The organism is Gottfriedia acidiceleris (genome assembly GCF_023115465.1).
Lineage (GTDB): Bacteria > Bacillota > Bacilli > Bacillales > Bacillaceae_G > Gottfriedia > Gottfriedia acidiceleris_B.
The window spans coordinates 4,512,285-4,534,240 of sequence record NZ_CP096034.1; the positions used below are offsets into that span (position 1 = coordinate 4,512,285).

Sequence of the window (21,956 nt, forward strand, 5' to 3'; positions counted from 1 at the left end):
AGTTTTATCTTACACGCAAAGAGAGAACCTATTGGTTCCCTCTTTGGTGTGTATAGTTAAGATGCTTTACTTAAATTATGATCTGATACTTTTGGAGTAAAAGAATTTTTTCTATTAAAAAACTTGCGAATATAATAATCTAATCCGATACGTCCTGCATTTGAACCAGCAATTATAATAAATATTCCTAATAATACCATTTGTGGATTAGTGCTAGTTGTACCACTAAACATAAATGCGAAGTTCATCATTAAACCAAAGAACATTGCTGTTTTTGTAAAACATCCAAGAATAAGTCCAAGTCCGATTGCGAATTCTCCAATAGGTACTATAAAGTTAAATAAATCGATGTTTGGTATTGCAAAGTTTGTAAGGAAGTCTGCCCACCAGCCTTGAACTGCTGGATGTTCACCTGTGGCGCTTTTAACTGCAAACCCTAAAAATCCTGAAGCATCGAATCCGCCAGCTGATAACTTACCCCAACCTGCATGGATCCACTCATATCCTAAATAAAGACGAATAATAGTTAAGAAACCAGATGCAATTTTATTAGTTCTTAAAAAATTAATAAACATAATTTTTTGCCTCCGTTTAAAAATTTTTAATTGCTGTTTACATGAGTTATTGTACTTTATTTAAACTAACAAATGTGAAGTTTTTCACAAGTTTAAATGAACTTTTTGTGAACTTCATCACAAAATAAAAAAATAAAGCTATCTTTAGTAAGACTGCACCTTCAATGTTGAAAATACAGTTCTAAAGATAGCTTACTTTATACTTTATTTATTAAAATGTAGGGTATAATTCGTATTTGCTAGATAAAGCATTAACTCGATTACGAGATGCTTCTAGTACTTCTTGATTTTCGTGGTTTTTTAATGTTTCAGCAATGATTGATGCAATTTCATCCATATCCTCTAAAGTAAATCCTCTTGAAGTTACAGCAGCAGTACCGATACGGATACCACTTGTTACAAATGGACTTGCTGGATCAAATGGAATTGTATTTTTGTTACATGTAATACCAACCTCATCTAATACGTGCTCAGCCACTTTACCAGTTAACTCTAATGAACGAACATCAATTAAAATTAAGTGATTATCTGTGCCACCTGATACTAAGTTTAAGCCGTGAGATTTTAAGCCTTCTGCTAAACGAGCAGCGTTATCGATGATCGCTTGTGCATACTTTTTAAAATCTTCTTGTAACGCTTCACCAAATGATACAGCTTTTGCTGCAATTACGTGCATTAATGGTCCACCTTGAATTCCAGGGAAGATTGATTTATCAATCGCTTTTGCGAATTCTTCTTTACATAAAATCATACCACCGCGTGGTCCACGTAATGTTTTATGAGTAGTTGTTGTAACAAAATCAGCATATGGAACTGGATTTTGATGAAGACCTGTTGCTACTAAACCAGCGATATGTGCCATATCAACCATTAAGTAAGCTCCAACTTCATCTGCAATTTCTCTGAATTTTTTAAAGTCAATTGCTCTTGGATAAGCACTTGCACCAGCTACAATTAATTTAGGCTTATGAGCTTTAGCTTTTTCTAATACATCTTCATAGTTAATTACTTGAGTTTCTGGATCTACTCCATACTCAACGAAGTTATACTGTACTCCACTGAAGTTTACTGGACTTCCGTGAGTTAAATGACCACCATGTGATAAATTCATACCTAATACTGTATCACCATGTTTTAAAATAGTGAAATAAACTGCCATATTCGCTTGAGCACCTGAATGAGGTTGAACATTTACGTGTTCTGCTCCGAAAATTTCTTTTGCACGGTCTCTTGCAATGTTTTCTGTGATATCAACATATTCACAACCGCCATAGTATCGTTTGCTTGGATATCCTTCAGCATATTTATTTGTTAATACTGAACCTTGGGCTTCCATTACTGCTTCGCTTACAAAGTTTTCAGAAGCAATTAACTCGATTTTAGTACGTTGTCTACCTAACTCTAACTGTATTGCCTCATACAATGATGGATCTTGCTTTTTTAAATTTTCCACAGTTATATCCCCCTTTTTGTAAAACACGAACATTACTAGTATAAATTTACTATATTATTCGATAAAACGACCGAATTCCTTTCTATTTTACCATGTTTTGCATTAAAAATGAAAGATATATCTTTCAACTTACTAACATTTAATTATTCTATAATAATATAAAACGCTTTATTTCAAGTCTTCGTCTATTGAGTATAATGCACGTGCTCCACCAATTAACTTTGGACGAGTCTTTGCCGCCGTTATATGAGCTTGTCCAACTTGTTTAATACTCGTTCTTAAGGGAACTGCTACGTGCTTTAAATGCATCCCGATTAAAGTATCACCAATATCAATCCCTGCATCTGCTTTAATGTGTTCAACAATTACAGCATCATCTAAATGTCTAAATGCGAATGAAGCAAGAGCTCCTCCTGCAGTTCGAACTGGTATCACAGTTACCTCGTCGAGTTGTAAACTTTTTGCCGTCTTTCTTTGAACAACTAATGCTCTGTTCAAATGTTCACAGCATTGAAAGGCTAATTGTACTCCTGTTTCATCTTGAAAAGCCTTAATCTCATTAAATAAAACTTCCGCTACTTCTATTGTTCCTGAAGTTCCAATTCTTTGTCCGCTAACCTCACTAGTGCTACATCCAATGACTAAAACATGGTCACTTGTAAAATTCACATGATCATTTAGCTCGTTTAATAATGATTTTATTTGCTCGGCAACTAACCTTAACTCTTCATTCATATGTTTTACTCCTTTCGACTCATTATTAAAGAAGCCGATAATCTTCACATTATGTTTTGGATTAACGGCTTCTCGTTTAGATTTTATAATTGATGATTTTTTTCGTAGTCTTTAATTTTATTTACTCGATTTTCATGTCGACCGCCTTCAAACTCAGTCGTTAACCATATTTTCGCAATGTCTCTTGCCAGACCAGGTCCAATTACTCGTTCCCCCATAGCTAGAATGTTTGTATCATTATGTTCACGAGTTGCTTTTGCACTGAAAGTATCATGTACTAATGCACATCGAATTCCTTCAACTTTATTTGCGGCAATTGACATACCAATTCCTGTCCCACAAATTAATATTCCACGATCTACTTCTCCATTTGCAACTTTTTGTGCAACTGGGAATGCATAATCTGGGTAGTCTACAGATGTACCACACTCACAGCCATAATCTTCGTATTCAATACCCATTTCATCCATTAAATTCATGATTTCTTGACGAATATTTAATCCACCGTGATCAGATGCTATTGCTACTTTCATTAGATAACCCCCGTATTGATCTCTTTGATTCAATTTTCTTTTGTATTGAATTAACTTCAATTTCTATCTTACACTATTATGTTCAGATTTAGGGCATCTAATTAACATCCAATTACTGATTAAATTAATATTCGTTTTGTTTCCGTACAATCTGTTTTATCAACTCTTCTAATTCACCCAAAGTATTCTCATATGTTGTTAATGACCCTCCATAAGGGTCAGAAATATCTTTAGCTTGACCGTTTATATATTCATAAAACGTAAAGATTCTATCTTTATATTGAGGAAACCTAGAAACTAACATTTGTTTATGGCTCAATGTCATTGATAAGACTTTCGAAGACCATTCCAAAAGATCTTCATTTACTTGCTGCGAGGAATGGTTTGTTTCAATCCCTTTATTTTTTAGTGCCAATATTGCATTTTGGGAAGCAGGGTCGCCTGGCATTGCAAATACTCCAGCAGACTTGACCTGATAGAACTTATTACCATGATGTCTTAATAGTGCTTCTGCCATTGGGCTTCTACATGTATTTCCGGTACAAACAAATAATATATTTTCCATCTTAATACCTCACCCTCATTTATCTGAACGTTTTATTTTATCTATTTTACTAAAAAATAAAAGGATGGGGCAATTGTCTCCAATTTTCTCCATCCTTAGCTCTTATTCACCATATGTATCTTTTAAGAAAAAAATAGTAGTTTTATGCCGAAAATCAATAAGAATGAACCACCTAATAGTTCTCCAAATTTACCAAGTTCCTGTTCTACTCTTCTTCCTAATAGTAATCCAGCCCAAGTTAAAATTGTACTGATTATACCAAATAATAAAATGGTTAGCCATGTTTTAGCACCGAATGTTCCTAAGCTAATACCAACCGAAAAGCTGTCCACACTTACACTAAATGCAAAAAGAAGTAAACCAACTCCTGTCGGTGAATATTTATTTTCTTCTTTTCCAAATAAAGTTGCATAAATCATGTGAAAACCTATTCCCATTAATAAAAATCCGCCGAGTAATACAGCAAATCGTCCCAGATTTTCGGATAACTCATATCCAATGATCATTCCTAATAAGGGCATTATTACATGAAACAGTCCGATTACAATGCCGATATTAATGATCTGTTTAAATTTTAGTTGTATAACTCCCATTCCTAACCCAACTGAGAATGCATCTAAACCTAGCGCAGATCCCATAATAGTTAATGTAATTAGTTCATTGATTAATGAGCTACTCATGCTTCCCCCCCTAGGACTTGCTATTAAAAGATATGCACGTCCTACAAATGATATGAGGGAAATAAATAAAATTTAATCTTAAATTTTGGGCATGACCTATTACCAAATTTTCGTAAGGAGGTTAGTGAGGTTGATTTCCACTACTGGATGCTCGCTTTCCATGGGCCGAGATTCTTTAGCCTCCTCAATTTGTAGGTCATCTAAATTTTATTGATATGATAAAACTGCTCAAAAATATTAACATTCAAAATCATTAGAACATCAAAAAATGAATTATATGATCAATAAAGTTCACTTAATATAAGTTTGACCATTTTATAGTTCAACACTCTGTAATAACCGAATGTCCACAAGCTTTCCACAGACGATTCATAATGGCAATTCCAATTCCTTCATAAGGGAAAGTTTCGCAATAGATGATATCAACATGTTCTTCATTAAATTGGCGAATACAATCATATAATGCAGCCGCTACGGTTGATAAGTCACTACGTTTACCACATGTAAGAACAACATCTGCAGCATCATATTTCGATGAATTTTCTTCCGTTGTTAATATCCCTACTCTTTTTCCCTCTGTTTTGGAATTGTGTATAAGTTTGTGCATAAACTCAATACTTCCATTTACAAGGTGCATTTGAGCATCTGGTGCATAATGTTTATATTTCATCCCAGGTGATTTTGGTGCTTCATTTTCCTTCATTGTTGCTGGATCTACTTCAACCGTAGGAATGATTTCCTTTATCATTTCTGGTGTAATACTACCGGGCCTTAATATTGTAAAAATATCTTGAGAACAGTCAATCACTGTCGATTCCACTCCGACTCCTGTACTACCACCATCTACAATCCCTACAATTCGTCCATTTAAATCTTCAAATACATGCTTAGCAGAAGTTGGACTAGGCTTGCCTGAAGTATTTGCACTTGGTGCTGCTATTGGCAAATTACAAGCTTCAATTAACGCTAGAGCAACTGGATGATCAGGCATTCTTATTCCAACAGTGGATAACCCTGCCGTTACATATTTTGAAACATGTTTTTTACTTTTTAAAATTAATGTTAATGGTCCTGGCCAAAAAGCATCCATTAGTTTTTTTGCATCTAATGGAATTTCTTCAACTAAATTATCTAACTGTTCTTTGTTAGCAATATGTACAATAAGGGGATTATCACTTGGTCTACCTTTTGCTTGGAAGATTCGTTGGACCGCTTCATCTGAAAGAGCATTTGCTCCTAAGCCATAAACTGTTTCTGTTGGAAAAGCGACAACTTGTCCTAACTGTAAATTTTTTGCTGCATCCACAATCTGTGGGTAAACTTCTTCTTTATTCACAGGATTATCCACATACCATATTTTCGTTTCCATACGTAGCACCTCTCTCTAGAGTGAATAATAGTGTATATTTTACAAATTTAGACATTATCCAAAGAATGAAAAGCAAGTTTTATCCACAAATTGTGGATAAAACTTGCTAATTTGTGGATAACTTTGTGTATAGTTCTTTTTGATAAACTAATACTTCTTCATTCGTAATCGTAGTTTGGTAATGCTTCATTTCTTTAATACTGTTTGAAACATTTTCCTGTTCGACTTGCCCAAAACCTAATAAAAGGAATAAGTCTTGAACTACATGCTGTCTTGTTAATAAATATACTTTACTAATCATTTCATCTTTTAGTTTTTCAAGAACACTTTGTAAAAAGAGTACCATATGCTGTGAGTAAATGGTAGGTGCAACTACTAGTGATCTTAATAACGCTTCTTCTCCATCTTGTTCATATCCTATAACAGCTTGTGCTTTCCCAAACTCATCTTCCATTATGAAAAAAGATTCTTGTTGCTCCTCAAGTCCGTTTGTAGATAATCCTGCTTGTCCCAAGAATGAAAAAATTGTTTCAAAATCTTCCTGAATCGCTGAACGTATTTTCATAAAAAAACCTCCCTAGTATGCTTGTAATACTTTATGCACATAGGGAGATTGCTAGAACTAAAATAATTGCTTTAACATTTGTACAAAGAAGCTCTCTACCTTAATCTCATCTTTTGGTTCTTCACCAGGTAGAGTGGAAGCCACAACCGCATCTTCACTGCTCTTTACCTCAGTATCATCCTGGATAGATGATTCATTGTTTTGTTTTGTTGCAATATTAGCATCATCATCGCTTAAACGTAATGCTTCTTGTTTTTTAAACTCTCTTTTTGGTTCATTTTCGATTTTTGTTTCATGATCAACCTTTTGTTGCGATTGTAGTGACTCTTTACTTAAAGTTGCATCACCGTTTGAAAAATCTAGGAAACATAATGGTGGAAACAATACGCACCACCAGTTTGCCCCTTGACCTGCACCAAGTTTAATTAAAACCGCTTCGTAATCACCAGCAGGATATAAGAAACTACCATATAATTTTGTAGGGAATTTAACTTTTTTAGAGTAAGTAATTGAAAATGATTGATTTGAGCCTTCTTCTTTAATAACACGTGCAACTGTTTTTTGTAAGTCTGGAATATGACTTTTAATCACCTTTTGTCCCTCTTCAAAAGTTGTTAAATCTTTTACCCAAGTATTAATTTGAGCATTAACTTCATCTCGAACTTTACGTTTAAGAGCTTGATCTTCACTAGAATCGCTATTTGCTAGAATTCGTAGTCGTACAGCTTTCTTAGGAATTACGACCATTTCATTACCTTTTGCATTTGTATCTCGAAGTGGCATTAACACTGATGAACTAATCAATAATATGATAAATAAAGATATAATTTTATATGTTATTTTTGTTTTATTTTTAGTTTTCATTCTCTCCACCATCCCTCTAGGAACAGTGTAGACAATTTGATTATTTCTTAAACACTAGTATTCTATTTTTTTTAATCGATTCTTTATTAGATTTGATAGTAAATGAAGATTTCCAATTTAGGGTACTCGTTTTCTAAAAGCTTTCTTTATTTCCAAGTGATCTTTCAAATCTTTTTTCTCTAACAGTTTATCTGCTTTTTAATATAATCCATATACAACGAAACAATATCTATATTTGATACTGTATATAAAGTTCTACTTCCTACTACGTCTTCAATTTCATTTAGAATTAGTTGGTTATTGGCATCAAACATGAAGTCAATTCCTACAAAGTCGAAATCAAAGTGATCTACTATTTTCTGAATAATTTCTTTTTCATTTTGGGAAAGTTCGTAAAGCATTGCACCTCCGCCAAGGGAAAAATTCGCTCGAAAGTCTTTTTCTGAATATCTTAAAACAGCTGCAACAATTTCTTTACCGATAATGAAAACTCTTAAATCCTTACCTAATTGCTCTGCAACGTTTTGAATTAATAATTCATCAAAATTTGAGTTTTGCACAATCTCCAGTAGCTCTTCTTGATTATTTATAAAATATACTTCATTTCCGCCTCTTCCTGTGCAATTCTTAAGCACACAAGGGAATTGGACTGTATCAAAGGATTTTATCATTGTATTTTTTTTATAATAAAATGTGTCTAGCATTGGAATACCTAGATTAGAAAGCTTCTGATGTGTTAGAAACTTGTGATTGGCCATTGTTGAAATCGCCAGGTTATTAAATGTTCTAATTCCCATTTCTTCAAAGTGAGAAGATAATATTTGTGATATGGATCTCATGATCACAAAGGCCGGTTTGCTTAATTCTTTACCTTGATCGTAAAGTATATTAACACCATTTCGAATACCTATTACAATATCTTCTGTATACAGTAACTTTAACTCAAATCCATTTTCCAATGCTCCGCTTACTAGCCAGTCGATATACGTTCTGTTTCTTTCTGCATCTGCCTCGGAATAGATTAGCCAACCAATCATACGTTTTTCTCCAAGTCCTCAATAATATAATCAATAATATATTTCGTCGTATCCACGTCTGTACATAGATAAATATTTTTGAAATGTGCGTTTGAGTTAACTTCACATATATATGTTTTACCATCTTCTCCAAACAATAAGTCAATCCCTGCAAAATCTGCTCCTAATATTTCAGAGCATTTAAGTGCTAAATTGATTTGGTCTTCTGTCGGCTCATACTTATACATCTTTCCACCATTTGTAACATTTGCCCGAAAATCTGATTCTGATTTTCTTAACACTGCTGTTACTACTTGTTTACCTACTACTTGGATGCGAATATCAGTCCCTCTGCTTGATTCTATAAACTCTTGATAAATATGCGGTTTGTGCTTTAGTTCGTCTACCTTCTTAAAAAAATCTTCTCTATTCTCAACTAAATAAACTTGTCTACCGAATGAACCGAATGACTCTTTTATTATTAAAGGAAAGCCTAATTCCTGTATAACTTCATCGTAAAAATCATAGTTTGTTAAATCACAATTAGGGAATAACAGCGGAGCCGTAATTGTTTTTGGCATAGGTATATCGAAGTTGGATAATGCCTGAAAAGTTAAAGCCTTATCATCACAGACTTCAATCGTTCTTGCAGAATTATATAATTTTAGCCCCATATTTTCTAAATGCCTTGCTAAATGAACATCCTTGTCCCAAAAGATTACAAAATCAGGTTTTTCATTGGCGAATTTTCCTTTTAAAACCGATTGACCTTTTTCGATTACTGGGATTAGTTCATAATGTTTAACTAAAGAAACATCTATTCCTTTTGCGATTGCTGTATCTTGTAACCATTCGAATAGTTCAGTAAATTTTGTAGCTGTAATATGACCATTAAATACAATCCAACCTTTAAACTTTTTCATTGTATCTATCTTCTTTCGTAATGATTTTTGTTTTTTCTTGATTGAAATTTTCCTCATCTTTTACAACTTTAACACAAAAAAAAGAATCGTAATACATGGACTTTTGCTAGTCAACATCATTACGATTCACTATTTAAATTAGCCATTTATCATATAAACCATACGGTCTTTGCCATTTATATCGAAAACGACTTCAACGTTTGAATTCGGGTAAGCTTTCCTTAATATGTCTGCAACCTGTTCACCTTGATTGACACCTACTTCAAATGCAACCAGTGATTTTTCTTTTAATACTTTAGGTAAGTCATCTGCAAAACGACGGTAAAAATCTAGACCATCTTCGCCACCTACTAACGCACGGTATGGCTCGTGATCCTTAACTACTTCATCTAAACTCAACCAATCTTCATGCGGAATATACGGCGGATTTGATACAACAATATCAACTGTCTTGTTTTCTTCAATAAAGTAATTCAGTAAATCATTGTGTATAAAGTGGACGTTTGCCTTTAACTCGTGTGCATTCCGTTTAGCAACTTGAATAGATTCTTCTGCAATATCAACTGTATGAACTATTAGTTGGTTATTTTCAAGCGCAAGTGAGATGGCAATCGCCCCACTACCTGTTCCAACATCTACTAGTTCAAGTTGTTCTGTATTTTTCCAATGCTTTTGAATACGATGTAGTACACCTTCCACTAACTCCTCTGTTTCTGGTCTTGGAATTAGTACTTCTTCATTAACGAAGAACTTTCGGCCATAAAAGTATTCATATCCTATTAAATATTGGATTGGTTGCCCATCTATGTGCTTATGAACCAATTCTTTAAACTGTATCCAATGATTCTCTTTTAAATCTTCTCTCATATTTAGCAATAATTCTGTTCGATTGTAGTCCAAAATATGTTTTAATACAATTTCACCCACATTTTCATCACGACCGTGTTCTTGTAAAAAAGAAGAAGCCCATTTTAGGGCTTCATATATCTTTTTTGTCATTATTGACTTTGTTCCATGCGTTTTGCTTGATCATCCATAATTAACGCATTAATAATCTCGTCGATTTTACCTTCAACAATTTGATCAAGCTTTTGAATTGTTAATCCAATACGGTGGTCAGTTACACGGTTTTGTGGGTAGTTATAAGTACGGATACGTTCAGAACGGTCACCTGTACCTACAGCTTGTTTACGATTTTGATCGTATTCTGCTTGTACTTCTCTTTGGAATTTATCATAAACCCTAGCGCGAAGAACCTTCATCGCTTTTTCTTTATTCTTAATTTGTGATTTTTCATCCTGACATGATACAACAGTATTTGTTGGAATATGAGTTAAACGCACTGCAGACATCGTAGTATTTACTGATTGACCACCAGGACCACTAGAAGCAAATGTATCTACACGAATATCTTTTTCATGAATTTCAATTTCAACTTCTTCAGCTTCTGGTAAAACTGCTACAGTTGCAGTTGAAGTATGAATTCGTCCACCTGATTCTGTTTCAGGAACACGTTGAACACGGTGTGCTCCATTTTCAAATTTTAGTTTTGAGTATGCGCCTTTACCATTGATCATAAAGATAATCTCTTTAAAGCCACCTAGCTCTGTATAGTTACCTTCAATGATTTCTGTTTTCCATCCGTTAACCTCAGCAAAACGGCTGTACATACGATATAACGTAGCAGCAAATAATGCAGCTTCGTCTCCGCCCGCAGCACCACGAATCTCAACGATAACGTTTTTATCATCGTTAGGATCTTTTGGAATTAAAAGGATTTTTAAACGTTCTTCTAGATCCTTTGATTCGTTTTCCAAATCATTTAATTCTTCTTTAACCATTTCGCGCATATCAGCATCAAGTTTCTCTTCAAGCATAGCTTTTGCATCTTTAATTTGCTCTTTAACTGATTTGTATTGACGGTATACATCAACTGTTTCTTGTATGTCTGATTGTTCTTTTGAGTATTCACGTAACTTTTTTGAATCGTTTATAATTTCCGGGTCACTAAGTAAATCGTTTAATCTATCATAGCGATCCTCTACAGCTTGTAATCGATCAAACATAATTTTCACCTCGACATTTTGGTCTTAACTATATATCGAAAGAAGCGATTCTAAATCGCTTCTTTAATTCTAATTTATTGTCCAGTTCCGAAAGCTAGCTCTTCGATCATATTCCATTCTGAGCTGGGCGAGCTTTCTCCACATTTCTTAGTATATGGTCTTAGTAGCTAATTTTCAACCTACTGTAAAATTAATCATTCTGACTTTGAAGTGCTGGTTGAATTGATTTCGTTGGTACTTCGTGACAGTGACGACATCTTGGTTCGTACGATTCAGATGCACCTACTAAAATAATAGGGTCTTCAAATAAAGCTGGTTTACCATTTATTAATCTTTGAGTTCTACTTGCAGGTGATCCGCATGAAGCGCAAACTGCGTTTAATTTTGTTACATGTTCTGCAATTGATAATATTTCAGGCACTTTACCAAAAGGTAAGCCTCTAAAATCCTGGTCTAAACCTGCACAAATTACACGTTTCCCAGAGTTAGCAAGTTGTTGAACTACCATAACTATTTCATCGTCAAAGAATTGAATCTCGTCAATTGCAACTACTTCAACTTCTTCTGTAACGTATTTAAGAATATGTGATGAGTGTGTTACTGCATAAGCAGGTACTTTCATTCCTGTGTGAGACACCACTTCTACTTCACTGTATCGATTATCAATTGATGGCTTGAATGTCACACAACTTTGCTTAGCAAACTGTGTACGACGAACACGGCGAATTAGTTCCTCTGATTTTCCAGAAAACATACTTCCGCAAATCATTTCAATCCAACCGTTTTTTTTCATCATAAAGAACATTATGTGTCTCACCTTTCTATTTCAGTACAAAGACTATTTTATTATTTATTTTAAACGCCGGTTCATTCAGCAGTAATTATAATTCGTGTAAGTATCTTTTAGTATTTATATAAAAATTCACTAAATTGAATTAGACTTATATGTTATTTGACTATAAATGCGTAAAAAAAGCAGGCAAAGTAGCAATAACTCGCCTGCTTTTCATCAATATTACTTAAGGCCGTATTTTTTGTTGAAACGTTCAACACGTCCTGCAGCGTTAGCAAATTTCTGACGTCCAGTGTAGAATGGGTGAGAATCAGAAGAAACCTCAACTTTGATTAGAGGGTAAGTTTCGCCATCTTCCCATTCGATTGTTTCGTTAGAATATTTTGTTGATCCGCTTAAGAATTTGAAACCAGTGTTAATATCCATAAACACTACTTTCTTGTAATTAGGATGAATATTCGCTTTCATGTCTTTCATCTCCTTCCGCCCTGAAATCCTTGAAATCAGAGTTATAAGAAACCATGTGTATACCACATAATTTACATTTCACATACAAATGAAATTATAGCAACTAACCCGGGAGAATGCAACCCACTATTTCTCTTTCAGATTGCTTATATCTTCCAACTATTTATTTGAGACTGGCGTTTTTCTACTTTCTTCAGTCATTGTATTGAAGAAATCTTCATTTGTTTTCGTTTGACGAAGCATTCTGAAATAACGTTCAACAAAGTCTGGAATATCTGACATTGTTTTTCGCATTAACCATAGCTTGTCCAGATGATCTTTTGGTATTAATAGATCTTCTTTACGTGTTCCAGAACGACGAATGTCAATTGCTGGGAAGATACGGCGTTCAGCTAATGAACGATCTAAGTGAAGTTCCATATTACCGGTACCTTTGAATTCCTCATAAATAACATCATCCATACGGGAGCCAGTGTCGATTAGAGCTGTTGCTAAAATCGTTAAACTTCCACCTTCTTCGATATTACGTGCAGCACCGAAGAATCGTTTTGGTCTATGGAATGCAGCAGGATCAATACCACCTGATAACGTACGACCACTTGGTGGAATAACTAAATTATACGCACGAGCAAGCCTAGTAATACTATCCATTAAAATAATTACATCTTTCTTGTGCTCTACTAGTCTCATAGCGCGCTCTAAAACTAATTCAGCAACCTTTATATGACTATCAGGAGTTTCGTCGAAAGTCGAACTTACAACATCTCCTTTTACAGAACGTTCAATGTCCGTTACCTCTTCTGGTCGCTCATCAATTAGTAATACAATTAGTTCAGCTTCTGGGTGATTTGTTGTGATGCTATTTGCAATTTCTTTTAATAACTCTGTCTTACCGGCTTTTGGAGGGGCAACAATTAAACCACGTTGACCAAATCCTACTGGGGCGATCATATCAATAATTCTTGTAGAAAACTTAGCAGGAGATGTTTCAAGCTTCATTTGTCTATTTGGATATAATGCAGTTAATCCCGGGAAGTGAACACGTTCTTTAGCATTCTCAGGATCGTCTCCATTGACTGCTTCTACTTGAAGTAGACCAAAGTATCTTTCATTTTCCTTCGGTGGACGTACTTTTCCAGAAACCTTATCACCATTTCGCATATCAAAACGACGAATTTGAGATGCAGAAATATAAATATCTTCTGAACTCGGTGAATAATTAATTGGACGTAAGAATCCATATCCTTCTGAAGGGATAATTTCTAGTACACCTTCCATGAACATTAATCCATCTTTTTCCGCTTGCGCTTTAAGGATTGCAAAAATAAGTTCTTTTTTCGTTAATTTGCTGTAATACGAAATTTTCATTACTTTTGCGTGTTCATACAAATCTTTTAATTTCATGTTTTCTAATGCAGAGATTGTTAAACTCATATAACACCACTCTTTACTTTTATTCGTTCAAATTAGGGTTTTCTTAATTCGGAAGGTTATTTAGAAGGTTTTTTGAAGGAAACTTACATAAAGTATTACTCTTTAGTGTAACCTTTTCCCCTAAAAATATTCTAAGTAATTAGAATTAATAGGTTTACTATCTATTGAGATTATAATTCGAAAGAGTTTTTTATGCCAACTATTTTTCGACTAAACTATTTAATGACTCTTCCCCTTGGTAAATAAAGGAAAGAGTCATTATTCTACTAAATTAATATCTAGATTCCGATTTCGTTAACATAGAATTTTGATTCATTATTAACCCTCATCAAAACCAAGATTTTAAGCTGTTTGATTATTTAATAACTAGGTTTGGTTTTTTGTTTAGGCTGTGACGTCCATCTACAAAACGAACAGTTCCTGATTTAGCACGCATAACTAAGGATTGCGTAGAACCTACATTCCCTTTGTATTGTACACCTTTTAGTAATTCTCCATCAGTTACACCAGTTGCAGCAAAAATTGCGTCGTCACCCTTAACTAAATCGTCCATATATAATACACGGTTTGGATCTTCAATACCCATGCGTTTGCAACGTTCGATCTCTTCTTCATTTTGAGGTAATAACTTTCCTTGAAGTTCTCCACCTAAGCATTTTAAAGCAACTGCAGCGATTACTCCTTCTGGCGCACCACCGCTTCCAAATAAAATATCAACACCTGTGTGATCAAAAGCTGTGTTAATTGCACCCGCAACATCACCATCGTTAATTAGCTTAATTCGAGCACCTGCTGAGCGAATTTCTTCAATTAACTTCGCATGACGTTCTCTATTTAATACTGTTGCAACAACTTCATTAATATTTTTTCCTTTTGCTTTTGCTACAGCTGTTAAGTTGTCAAGAACAGATGCATTAATATCAACTTTACCAACAGCTTCAGGTCCAACTGCAAGTTTCTCCATGTACATATCAGGAGCATGCAATAAATTGCCATGGTCTGCAATTGCAATAACTGCTAAAGCATTCCATCCACCAGATGCCACGATATTTGTACCTTCAAGTGGGTCAACTGCTACGTCCACTCTTGGACCATATCCATTACCAAGTTTCTCACCGATATAAAGCATTGGAGCCTCGTCCATTTCGCCTTCTCCAATTACAACTGTTCCCTTCATAGGAATCGTATCAAATACGTCACGCATTGCTGTTGTAGCAGCATCATCTGCTTCATCCTTTTTACCTAAACCCATCCATTTTGCAGATGCTAGTGCCGCTGCCTCAGTAACACGTACTAACTCCATTGATAAACTTCTTTCCATTCAAAACTCCCCCTTTGATGTAAATGAAAACTATCTAATTATGTTATGAGTATGTAAACACCCAATCTTACGCATTTTTTAATTGTTCAACTTCTTGCTTAGTTAGCTGAACACGCCAAACATTAGCTCCTAATCCTAAAAGCTTTTCAACTAAATCCTCATACCCTCTGTCAACATGCTCTAATCCAGTTAGCTCTGTTTTACCTTCTGCAATTAAGCCTGCTATAACTAAAGCTGCCCCAGCACGTAAATCACTTGCTTTTACACGGCCGCCTTGTAACTGTGTAGGACCGGAAATTATAGCCGTACTACCTTCGACTTTAATCGTTGCACTCATTCTTCTAAGCTCATCAATATGCTTAAATCTTGCACCGTAAATTGTATCAGTAATAACGGCTGTCCCATTTCCCTTAGTTAGCAGCACAGAAAACGGCTGCTGTAAGTCAGTTGGAAACCCTGGATAAACTAAAGTTTTGATATCTACTGATTTTAATTCTTTATTTGATCCTGAAACGATAATTTGATCGTCATTCGTATCAATATCTATATTCATTTCTCTCATTTTCGCAATAAGTGATTCCAAATGGTGTGGAATAACATTATCAACAATAACCTTGTCCCCTTCTTGCACTGTTGCAGCAGCTAATATTGCATAAGTTCCTGCTTCAATTCGATCAGGGATAATTGTATGTGTGCAACCAGATAGTGATTCTACTCCATCAATTCGAATTACATCAGTACCAGCACCTTTAATTTTAGCACCCATACTTGTTAATAAAGTAGCTACATCGACAATCTCAGGCTCTTTTGCAGCGTTTTCAATAACAGTTCTACCATTTGCTAAAACCGCCGCTAACATGATATTAATCGTTGCACCAACACTCACTACATCTAAGTATATACGTGCACCTTTTAGTTCTTCTGCTCTTAAATAGATTGCACCTTGCTCATTTGTTACTTTTGCACCTAATGCTTCAAAACCTTTTATATGTTGATCAATAGGTCTTGGTCCAAGGTAACAGCCCCCTGGCAAGCCTATAACCGCCTGCTTAAATCTACCTAACATTGCACCCATTAAATAATAAGACGCTCGTAATTTTTTTACCTTCCCACTTGGAAGTGGCATTGCAACCATATTTGTTGGATCAATCATTATTTTTTCATCAGATACTTCTACTTGACCACCTATTTCCTCTAAAAGGTCACATAGTGTTTGAACATCTGAAATAGAAGGTACTCCTTCAAGTGTTACAGGTGAGCTTGCTAAGATAGTTGCTGGGATTAAAGCCACTGCACTATTTTTGGCACCGCTAACACGAATTGTCCCTTTTAAAGGTATACCGCCTTCTAATACAAGCTTTTCCATAGTAAACTCCCTTCTAAATGAGCAGAAGAAAATAGTAGAGAAGTAAAGTTTTTAAACTTCTCAACTGTCGAATAGTTTCTACCTATTTTCTCCAAAATTCTACTTCTCTAATCTTAGTTTATACGAGAGCCACAGTCTAATATAAAGACTTTTGCTTCTGATTGGTTAATGAAACGATCTTGAATTTCAATAAAAATTCAGTAAAACCCTTACATAAATTTTGATTAGTTAATAAAGTAGAAATAGATATTTGGTAAATTCTTAATTAGACCTATACTAATTCTAATCATTATTAGCTTATATCTTCAAGTCTAAATGAAAAAACCATAAAATTTATTGCTAAAAATGGCTTTGTTAAACAAGAAAACCGTCTAAACATAATTTAGACGGCTTAATTTATTATAATATACCATATTTCAAGCTAAAAAACTTAAAATATTACGCTTTGTTGCTAGTACCGAACTCACGGATTTTGCCAGCTACTGTTGCGATAATTGCTTCGCGACCTGGTCCAAGAACTTTGCGTGGATCGTATTGTTTTTGATCATTTGCAACAAATTCACGAACAGCTTTATTGAAAGCAATTTGGTTCTCAGTGTTTACGTTAATTTTTGCAGTTCCACGAGCGATTGCTTTTTGAATTTGTTCAGTTGGGATTCCAGTTCCACCGTGTAACACTAATGGTACATTCGTCTCGTTACCGATTTGTTCCATTTCGTCGAAACCTAATTTCGGTTCACCTTTGTATGGTCCATGAACAGAACCTAAAGCTGGAGCTAAGCAATCAATGCCAGTACGCTCAACTAGTTCTTTACACTCTGCTGGGTCAGCATAAATAATGTCTCCAACAACGTGATCTTCTTGTCCACCAACAGTTCCTAATTCAGCTTCAACAGATACACCATGAGAGTGAGCGTAGTCTACAACTTTTTTAGTTGTTTCAACGTTTTGTTCAAATGGATCGTGAGAAGCATCAATCATAACTGAAGTAAATCCAGCGTCAATTGCAGCTTTACATGCTTCGAAGCTTGAACCGTGGTCAAGATGAATTGCTACAGGTACAGTAATTTTTAAATCAATTAATAAACCTTCTACCATCTTTACAACAGTATTAAATCCACCCATGTATTTAGCTGCACCTTCAGAAACACCAAGAATTACAGGTGATTGTTCTTTTTCAGCTGCAGTAAGAATAGCAAAAGTCCATTCTAAGTTATTAATATTGTATTGACCAACAGCGTATTTACCTTCTTTTGCTTTATTAAGCATTTCAGTCATAGATACTAAAGGCATTTAAAGCCCTCCTTATATACTCTTTTATGAAAATTAATCTGCACCCATAATTTTACTAACAAGAATATAATGCTACAAATTGTTCTTTATTATGTAAATTATAAGGTATTTATATCACAACATAAGAATACAAAAAATGAAATGAAAACACAACAAATATCATCAAATGTTCGTATTATCGTAACATTTTAGACAATTAATCAATATTTTAATCGGTTTTATCCGTTATTTCCGAAAACGCTTTCAATTAATGGGTAAAAAATAAAAGCAGATGGTCCGCTACCCATCTGCTATTTTACTGCTGAGATTGTGGTTGTGAAGTATGTTCTCTAACAACCTTTTTAATTTCATCAATATCAAATGGTTTTGGAAAATATTGTAGTGCTCCTAATTTTTTAGCTTCTTCAATAATATCGAGTTCACCATAAGCCGTCATCAAAATTACTTTAATATCTTTATTAATTTCTTTGATTCGCTTTAGAATCTCCACTCCGTCCATACCTGGTATTTTCATATCAAGAATAACTAAATCGGGACAATCCTTTACTACAATATCAATTGCTTGAAAACCATTAGCTGCCTGAAATACCTCATAGCCTTCTTTTTTGAAAATTTCGTGTAAAAGCAAACGAATTCCATACTGATCGTCTACTATAAGTAATTTACTTCCCAAAAATAGTACCACCTTTCTAAAGCAGATAACCTTGCTTAAAAAAATACAAATTCCCCTAAATTTTACATTCTACTTAAAAACCCTTTTTCCTGCATTCGTTTGAAAAATTTACAAAAAATTACTTTTTTAAATTTTTTTGTATCTATCTAAATTACAGTATAATGGTTAGACCATACTTTTATAAGAGGGAGTATCATTTAATGTTAAAAATTTTTTCGACACAATTGAATGGAGTTTTCCAAAAAATAGTTAAACAAGAGGAAGTATTTGAAGATGCTTCACGCTTCCTAGCACAGGCAGTTATTGGCGAAGGATGTGTTTTTGTTCATGGTACAAAAGAATTTGCTGGTATTGTTTCAGAAATAACTGATGGTGCAGAACAAAACGACTCAATTAAACCTTTGTTGATTAACGGCGAAATCCAGTCATTATCTCCTGTAGATCGAGTACTTTTATTTACAAGACAGACGGATGATCAAGAAGCTATTCTTCTTGCTAAGAAACTATCAGAATCAAGCATTGGATTAGTGATCGTCTCTACTACGATCAATGAAGAAGACCATTTATCAGAACTAGCTGATGTATTTATTAACTATGAATTAACTAGAAAACTTGTTCCAACTGATGAGGGAGACCGAATCTGTTTACCTACCCTACTTACAGGATTATTTATTTATCACTGTCTACTACTTACAATGAGTGAAATCCTATCAGATTTTGACTGAAAAATAATTCTAAAATAACAAAAACACCCAACATGATGTTAATAAAATCTGTTGGGTGTTTTTTATTTCCTTAACCTCGGTTTTGTAGTGATGCTCCTACAAAATCTCTGAATAATGGTTGTGGTCTATTTGGACGAGAAATAAACTCTGGGTGGAATTGAGAAGCTACAAACCATGGATGATTTGGCAACTCAATAATTTCGACTAAACGACCATCTGGGCTAGTACCTGAGAAGATAAATCCTTCTTGTTCCATTTGTTGACGGTATTCATTATTGAACTCATAACGATGACGATGACGTTCGTAAACAACTTCTTCTCCGTAAGCTTCGTATGCTTTTGAACCTTCAACTAATTTACATGGATATAAACCTAAACGTAATGTACCACCTAAATCTTCTACATCTTTTTGTTCTGGTAATAAATCGATAATTGGATAGTTAGTAGTAGGATCGATTTCAGCTGAGTGAGCACCTTTCAAGCCTAAAACATTTCTAGCATATTCAATTGACGCAATTTGCATACCTAGACAAATTCCTAAGAATGGTACGTTATTTTCACGAGCAAATTGTGAAGTTAAGATTTTGCCTTCAACACCACGGTCTCCGAATCCACCTGGTACAAGAATTCCGTCTACATCGCTTAAAAGTTCGTTTACATTAGCTGATGTAACTTCTTCTGCATTAATCCATTTAATTTCAATTTCGCTATCAAAAGCATATCCTGCGTGTTTTAATGCCTCTGCTACTGAAATATAAGCATCTTGTAATTCTACATATTTACCAACAAGAGCAATTTTTGTTGATTTAGTTAAGTTTTTAACTTTGTCTACTAAAGAAATCCACTCTGTCATATCTGCTTCATTTGTTTGTAGTTTTAAATGATTACATGCGATACTGTCTAATCCTTGTGCTTGTAATGCTAATGGGATTTCGTAAAGAGTATCTGCATCTACACATTCGATTACATCTTTAGCATCTACATCACAGAATTGAGCAATTTTATCTTTCATTTCCTGTGGTACAGATGTTTCTGAACGTAATACAATCACATTTGGTTGAATACCAATGCTACGAAGTTCTTTTACACTATGTTGAGTTGGTTTTGTTTTTAACTCACCAGCAGCTTTAATATAAGGCAGAAGTGTACAGTGAACATACATTACGTTGTCACGACCTACATCGCCTTTAATTTGACGAATAGCTTCGATAAAAGGTAATGACTCGATATCACCAACTGTTCCACCGATCTCAGTGATAACAACATCAGCATTCGTTTCGCGACCTGCACGGAATACTTTATCCTTAATCTCATTTGTAATGTGTGGGATAACTTGTACAGTTCCTCCTAAGTAATCTCCACGACGTTCTTTTTGTAATACCGTAGAATAAACTTTACCACATGTAACATTATTGAATTTTGTAACGTTAATATCAACAAATCTTTCATAATGACCTAAGTCTAAGTCCGTTTCTGCACCGTCATCTGTTACGAAAACTTCACCATGTTGGTATGGACTCATTGTTCCAGGATCTAAGTTAATGTACGGATCGAACTTTTGAATTGTTACATTTAATCCTCTGTTTTTTAGTAGTCGCCCTAAAGATGCTGCAACAATCCCTTTACCAAGAGAAGAAACTACGCCACCTGTTACAAAAATATACTTTGTCATAATTGAGCCCCTTTCATTTTTAGCATTCGTATTTTATTTTTCCTTACAAAAAATTACAAAGCTAAACCTTTATAAAAAATTATTTAATAACATTTTGTATGCATGCTTTATTGTCATCCAAAATTGGGTTTTTTCATGCAAATTTTTAACACTTGAATCTAAAGGAACCATTTCATTTATTGTTTCATTACATTAAGTATTTGTAAAAAAACAAAGACGCCCCCTATTTAAAATAGGGAGCGTCAAAATATATTTCGTTCTTTTTAAAGAGCCCAATAAGAATTCTACTCATTCAGTAGTTAAAAGTCAAGAACTTATAGTTCTTCTTCCTCTTCAAATTCATCTAATTCTTCTTCTTCATCTTCTAGCTCTAAATCTTCATCATCTATTTCAAGGTCTTCATCATCTTCATCGATTTCTTCGTCATCAAACTCATCAGTTTCATCATCATCAACTAGATCTTCATCTAACTCGTCTAAATCAAGTTCTTCCTCTTCAAAATCATCATCTTCAGTTACGTCATAATCTTCGAACTCATCGTCTTCTTCCAATTGTTTACGTTTCTTCTTAGGTTTTGCAACAGGTAATACTTCTTCTTCTGCTTGATCGTATGGGTACCAAGCACGTAATCCCCAACGATTTTCACCTAAACATACGAAACGGCCATCAATATTTAATTCTGTATAAAACTGAGGAAGTTTTTCTAATAGTGCCTCTCTAGTTACACCTAAAACTGTTGCCATTTGGTCAACTAAATCGTAAAAAGAAATAGGTTCCTTTGTTTCAGAAAAAGTTTCATATGCTAATTCAATAAGCGATAATTCTTTTAATTGCTCTTCCGAGTATTGCTTTAAACTCAAGGTAAGC

At 34.4% G+C, this 21,956-nt stretch carries 23 protein-coding genes; 1 reads left to right on the forward strand and 22 read right to left on the reverse strand.

Features of this window, described 5'->3' with window-relative positions; all coding sequences use genetic code 11:
- Positions 1-56 precede the first annotated feature (56 nt).
- From MY490_RS21260 to MY490_RS21355, 20 genes are all read right to left on the reverse strand, one after another.
- A complete protein-coding gene (locus MY490_RS21260) occupies positions 57-575 on the reverse strand; it encodes a DoxX family protein (RefSeq protein ID WP_248267423.1) in 519 nt (172 codons plus the stop codon).
- Between the two features lie 211 nt (positions 576-786).
- Entirely contained in the window at positions 787-2,028 is a 1,242-nt protein-coding gene (gene glyA, locus MY490_RS21265) for a serine hydroxymethyltransferase (RefSeq protein WP_248267424.1), read from the reverse strand.
- A gap of 168 nt (positions 2,029-2,196) precedes the next feature.
- Positions 2,197-2,763 (reverse strand): TIGR01440 family protein, encoded by a 567-nt coding sequence (locus tag MY490_RS21270; RefSeq protein ID WP_248267425.1) that lies wholly within the window; start codon positions 2,761-2,763, stop codon positions 2,197-2,199.
- Between the two features lie 83 nt (positions 2,764-2,846).
- Positions 2,847-3,296, reverse strand: coding sequence for a ribose 5-phosphate isomerase B (rpiB, locus tag MY490_RS21275; protein WP_025568584.1), 450 nt, complete (start codon positions 3,294-3,296; stop codon positions 2,847-2,849).
- A 124-nt stretch (positions 3,297-3,420) separates the two neighbouring features.
- Positions 3,421-3,861, reverse strand: a complete 441-nt coding sequence (locus tag MY490_RS21280; protein WP_248267426.1) for a low molecular weight protein arginine phosphatase — start codon at positions 3,859-3,861, stop codon at positions 3,421-3,423.
- 122 nt (positions 3,862-3,983) lie between these two features.
- Positions 3,984-4,541: a manganese efflux pump MntP gene (locus MY490_RS21285; protein WP_097974875.1), complete on the reverse strand. Its 558-nt coding sequence runs from the start codon at positions 4,539-4,541 to the stop codon at positions 3,984-3,986.
- Positions 4,542-4,863: 322 nt separating this feature from the next.
- Positions 4,864-5,910, reverse strand: a complete 1,047-nt coding sequence (locus MY490_RS21290; protein ID WP_248267427.1) for an L-threonylcarbamoyladenylate synthase — start codon at positions 5,908-5,910, stop codon at positions 4,864-4,866.
- A gap of 106 nt (positions 5,911-6,016) precedes the next feature.
- Entirely contained in the window at positions 6,017-6,475 is a 459-nt protein-coding gene (locus tag MY490_RS21295) for a GNAT family N-acetyltransferase (protein ID WP_248267428.1), read from the reverse strand.
- A 57-nt stretch (positions 6,476-6,532) separates the two neighbouring features.
- On the reverse strand, positions 6,533-7,258 hold the full coding sequence (spoIIR, locus tag MY490_RS21300) for a stage II sporulation protein R (RefSeq protein ID WP_348983801.1): 726 nt from the start codon (positions 7,256-7,258) through the stop codon (positions 6,533-6,535).
- A 260-nt stretch (positions 7,259-7,518) separates the two neighbouring features.
- Entirely contained in the window at positions 7,519-8,376 is an 858-nt protein-coding gene (locus tag MY490_RS21305) for an ATP-grasp domain-containing protein (protein WP_248267430.1), read from the reverse strand.
- Positions 8,373-9,278, reverse strand: a complete 906-nt coding sequence (locus tag MY490_RS21310; protein WP_248267431.1) for an ATP-grasp domain-containing protein — start codon at positions 9,276-9,278, stop codon at positions 8,373-8,375. The genes MY490_RS21305 and MY490_RS21310 overlap by 4 nt, the downstream gene beginning before the upstream one ends.
- Before the next feature lie 138 nt (positions 9,279-9,416).
- Positions 9,417-10,277, reverse strand: a complete 861-nt coding sequence (gene prmC, locus MY490_RS21315; RefSeq protein WP_248267432.1) for a peptide chain release factor N(5)-glutamine methyltransferase — start codon at positions 10,275-10,277, stop codon at positions 9,417-9,419.
- A complete protein-coding gene (prfA, locus tag MY490_RS21320; RefSeq protein WP_141546853.1) occupies positions 10,277-11,344 on the reverse strand; it encodes a peptide chain release factor 1 in 1,068 nt (355 codons plus the stop codon). The genes prmC and prfA overlap by 1 nt, the downstream gene beginning before the upstream one ends.
- A 190-nt stretch (positions 11,345-11,534) precedes the next feature.
- A complete protein-coding gene (locus tag MY490_RS21325) occupies positions 11,535-12,149 on the reverse strand; it encodes a thymidine kinase (RefSeq protein WP_248267433.1) in 615 nt (204 codons plus the stop codon).
- A 210-nt stretch (positions 12,150-12,359) separates the two neighbouring features.
- Positions 12,360-12,605: a type B 50S ribosomal protein L31 gene (locus MY490_RS21330; RefSeq protein ID WP_025671035.1), complete on the reverse strand. Its 246-nt coding sequence runs from the start codon at positions 12,603-12,605 to the stop codon at positions 12,360-12,362.
- Positions 12,606-12,764: 159 nt separating this feature from the next.
- On the reverse strand, positions 12,765-14,039 hold the full coding sequence (gene rho / locus MY490_RS21335) for a transcription termination factor Rho (RefSeq protein WP_025671034.1): 1,275 nt from the start codon (positions 14,037-14,039) through the stop codon (positions 12,765-12,767).
- 355 nt (positions 14,040-14,394) lie between these two features.
- Positions 14,395-15,360: a class II fructose-bisphosphatase gene (gene glpX, locus MY490_RS21340; RefSeq protein ID WP_248267434.1), complete on the reverse strand. Its 966-nt coding sequence runs from the start codon at positions 15,358-15,360 to the stop codon at positions 14,395-14,397.
- Positions 15,361-15,427: 67 nt separating this feature from the next.
- Positions 15,428-16,726 (reverse strand): UDP-N-acetylglucosamine 1-carboxyvinyltransferase, encoded by a 1,299-nt coding sequence (locus tag MY490_RS21345; RefSeq protein WP_248267435.1) that lies wholly within the window; start codon positions 16,724-16,726, stop codon positions 15,428-15,430.
- 438 nt (positions 16,727-17,164) lie between these two features.
- The gene (locus tag MY490_RS21350; protein WP_069033722.1) at positions 17,165-18,019 is read right to left on the reverse strand and encodes a class II fructose-bisphosphate aldolase; all 855 of its coding nucleotides are present in this window, start codon (positions 18,017-18,019) and stop codon (positions 17,165-17,167) included.
- A gap of 295 nt (positions 18,020-18,314) precedes the next feature.
- Positions 18,315-18,692 (reverse strand): response regulator, encoded by a 378-nt coding sequence (locus MY490_RS21355; RefSeq protein WP_025671030.1) that lies wholly within the window; start codon positions 18,690-18,692, stop codon positions 18,315-18,317.
- Positions 18,693-18,892: 200 nt separating this feature from the next.
- Between MY490_RS21355 and MY490_RS21360 the strand changes: the two genes are divergently transcribed.
- On the forward strand, positions 18,893-19,417 hold the full coding sequence (locus tag MY490_RS21360) for a DUF2529 family protein (RefSeq protein WP_248267436.1): 525 nt from the start codon (positions 18,893-18,895) through the stop codon (positions 19,415-19,417).
- Positions 19,418-19,487: 70 nt separating this feature from the next.
- Here the strand turns inward: MY490_RS21360 and MY490_RS21365 are convergent, their stop codons facing one another.
- On the reverse strand, positions 19,488-21,089 hold the full coding sequence (locus MY490_RS21365; RefSeq protein WP_248267437.1) for a CTP synthase: 1,602 nt from the start codon (positions 21,087-21,089) through the stop codon (positions 19,488-19,490).
- A 314-nt stretch (positions 21,090-21,403) separates the two neighbouring features.
- Positions 21,404-21,949, reverse strand: a complete 546-nt coding sequence (rpoE, locus tag MY490_RS21370) for a DNA-directed RNA polymerase subunit delta (protein WP_248267438.1) — start codon at positions 21,947-21,949, stop codon at positions 21,404-21,406.
- Positions 21,950-21,956 lie beyond the last annotated feature (7 nt).